Origin of the sequence: Bradyrhizobium sp., from assembly GCF_016462955.1 — a bacterium.
Classification (GTDB): Bacteria; Pseudomonadota; Alphaproteobacteria; order Rhizobiales; family Xanthobacteraceae; genus Bradyrhizobium.
The window spans coordinates 19,164-21,936 of record NZ_JAEMSD010000056.1 but is presented as its reverse complement, the minus strand read 5'-3'; the positions used below and the strand labels follow the sequence as shown (position 1 = coordinate 21,936).

The following is a 2,773-nucleotide window of genomic DNA, read 5'->3' as shown; positions in this document are numbered from 1 at the left end:
CAGCGATATGCGGGGCGGTCGTCCCGGATGTCGATTCGCTCATCCGGGCTACGGCACCGTTACTGCTTCGGTAGCATGCCCTTCAGCGCATACAGCGCGGCGCGAGATCCGCGCGATCGAGCGATTCCAGCGTCGAGGCGTTGGCACAATAGCCGTGATAGTTCTCCGCGGCGGTGCCGTCGGCGAGATCACGGTCACACTGCCCCTTGTGGCCGCAGAGCGAGCAGGTCCGCTCCATGTCGCGCAGCAGCAGCGGCTGCGCGCGGCCGAGCGCCTCAGTGCTGATGCCGAGTTGCTCCAGCATCTTCGGCAGCTCGTCGGCGGCATGCCGGCCGTGACGGACCAGCTCTTCGAGATCGTCGGGCGCGATCCTGAGATCATTGGCGATCCGGTCGAAATCGGCGCGATCGAGCTGCCGCATCTCGCTCATCTCGCGGCGGTGCTTCAGCCAACCCGCGAAGGATTCGATGAGATCCTGGACGATGGGATAGGGCCTGGTTGCGGTGCTCATGGAAAGCTCCATTGGGGCGTCGGAATTGGAGCCAATTAAGCACGATGATGCAGAGGCGCGTTGCGCTGGATCAAACCGGGAAGAGGCCACGGCCTCCCCTGCACCTCTCCCGCAAGCGCAGGGCAATCGCATATGGGATCGATGTTGCTTGTGGCCATCCTTCGAGACGCCCGCCGTTGGCGGGCCCTCAGGATGAGGACCGCATGCGTTTCGCTGGTTTCAACGGGCACCGGTGCCGCTTAGCCTCACCCTGAGGGACCGCGAAGCGGTCGTCTCGAAGGGCGAGGCGCGCGCTCAGGTCTTTCAGATGCGATTGCCCTGCCCGCTTACGGGAGAGGGCTGAGGAGAGGGTGTTTTCCGCGGTAAGACAATCCCCAAGAGGAGCTAGCCCTCACCCGCGGCTTCGGCGCGACCTCTCCCGCAAGCAAACGGGAGAGGTTGCACCGAGCCCGTGGCATCGGTTCAAGCCAAAGCCATTCCGCTTCAGCAAAAGTGCGATCGCATCGACACGCGATCGCAACCGCCTCAGTTCTTTACCGCCGGTATCTCCTCCGCCACCGGCTGCTTCTGACCCTGCTGGTACATCGCCAGCGCCTTTTCGAGCGCTTCGCGCAGCGCCAGCGCTGCGGCGACGCTGCAACGCAAGTGCGCGGTCTGGACCACGTCGACCCTGACGGCGGCGCCGACCGGCATCAACAGGTTCGCGGCGAGCTCGATCTGGATCGCGCCGTTGTGATGGCCGAAGCAGGAGGCACCGTCGAAATAGATGATCGGCGCCCGTTCGGCACTGGAGGTGGAAATGGTGACAGGCCCCTGGGCGGTCGAGGGCATTTCGGAATCGGCCATGGGCACTCCTTGCGAGTCAAACGAACGAAGCCCCACCATCGTCGCTTCGGTCCGCCCTGTCGAGGGCCAACCACCCGGGGCCGACCGGCAGCGCCCATTCCGGGTTTTGCGCGACGGCGGGCACTGGTCTAGAACAGCGCCATGTCCACTTCACCTGCCACGCACCTGTTCGAGGAACTCGCCGAGGCCATCAAGGGCCGCCGCTCGGATTATGGCCAGATCAGCGGGCTGCAGCTCGACCGATTCGCGCCTGGCGAGGCCTGGTCCAGCCTGCCCTACCGACCCGTCTTCGTCGGCGACACCGAGACCGGCGTGCTGCATGGCGGCGTCGTCACCGCGATGCTCGACGAAAGCTGCGGCATGGCGGTGCAACTTGCGCTCGACGGCACACGCGCGATTGCGACGCTGGATTTGCGCATCGACTACCAGAAGCCGGCGACCCCCGGCCTCGACATCAAGGCGCATTCGGTGTGCTACCGCACCACGCGCTCGATCGCCTTCGTGCGCTCCACCGCCTATCAGGAGTCCGAGGACGACCCGGTCGCAACCGCGACCGCCTGCTTCATGATCGGCGCCAACCGCACCAACATGCTCGCCGACCGCCTGATGGATGCGCGCAGCATCCCCACGCTGGAGGCGCCGGAGCATCCGGACGGGCCGTTCGCACGCAGCCCGTTCGCCCGCGCGCTCGGCATCCGCGTCAACGACGACGGCACGCTGACGATGCCGTTCTCGCCGCAGATCATCGGCAACCCAATCCTGCCCGCGATCCACGGCGGCATGACGGGCGCCTTCCTCGAGACCACCGCCATCATGGGCGTGGCGCGCGAGCTCGGCGCTGCGGCGCCGCCCAAGCCGATCGGACTGACCGTCAACTATTTGCGATCGGGGCGCGCGCTCGACACGTTTGCCGACGTCTCGATCGTGAAACAGGGCCGGCGCATCGTCGCCTTCGAGGCGCGGGCCTGGCAGGACGATGCGGACAAGCCGATCGCCACCGCCTTCGGCCATTTCATGCTGCGGCCGACGCGAGGAAGTGACGAGGAATGAGCGCAGCTTGACTTGACGGCAGCAGCCCCGGCCACAACGATAGCGTGCCCCCACGAGAGGTATTGGATTGCGGCATCCGCTCGACATCGTCGCCATGTTCGCCGCGCTCTGGCTGCTGACATCGATGGTGCTCGACGCCTTCACGCCGAAGGAGCTGACCGCGGTCATGATTGCAGTTGCGATCGGGCCCGCGATCCTCGTCACCGCCGTGTTCTACTATTTCAACTGCCCGCGGCTGGATTTCGCGCTGATATTCGCCGCGCTGTGGCTGATCTCGGACATCGCCATCGCCTTCGTCTCGCCGACGGGCCTGCCGCATTTCCTGATCGCGCTCGGCGCCCTGCCCGCTCCAGCGCCGCCACGAGC

At 66.0% G+C, this 2,773-nt stretch carries 4 protein-coding genes; 2 read left to right on the top strand and 2 right to left on the bottom strand.

What is annotated here, in order from left to right:
* Positions 1–82: 82 nt before the first annotated feature.
* Both JHD07_RS09020 and JHD07_RS09015 read right to left on the bottom strand, forming a co-directional pair.
* The gene (locus JHD07_RS09020; RefSeq protein WP_291621197.1) at positions 83–511 is read right to left on the bottom strand and encodes a DUF6455 family protein; all 429 of its coding nucleotides are present in this window, start codon (positions 509–511) and stop codon (positions 83–85) included.
* A gap of 525 nt (positions 512–1,036) precedes the next feature.
* Entirely contained in the window at positions 1,037–1,357 is a 321-nt protein-coding gene (locus tag JHD07_RS09015; protein WP_291621196.1) for a hypothetical protein, read from the bottom strand.
* Positions 1,358–1,498: 141 nt separating this feature from the next.
* On the opposite strand from JHD07_RS09015, the gene JHD07_RS09010 reads away from it, so the two are divergent.
* Both JHD07_RS09010 and JHD07_RS09005 read left to right on the top strand, forming a co-directional pair.
* Complete coding sequence (locus JHD07_RS09010; protein ID WP_291621194.1) at positions 1,499–2,407, top strand: PaaI family thioesterase; 909 nt, start codon at positions 1,499–1,501, stop codon at positions 2,405–2,407.
* Between the two features lie 67 nt (positions 2,408–2,474).
* On the top strand, positions 2,475–2,773 hold a 299-nt coding region (locus JHD07_RS09005; RefSeq protein WP_291621192.1), incomplete at its 3' end, for a hypothetical protein.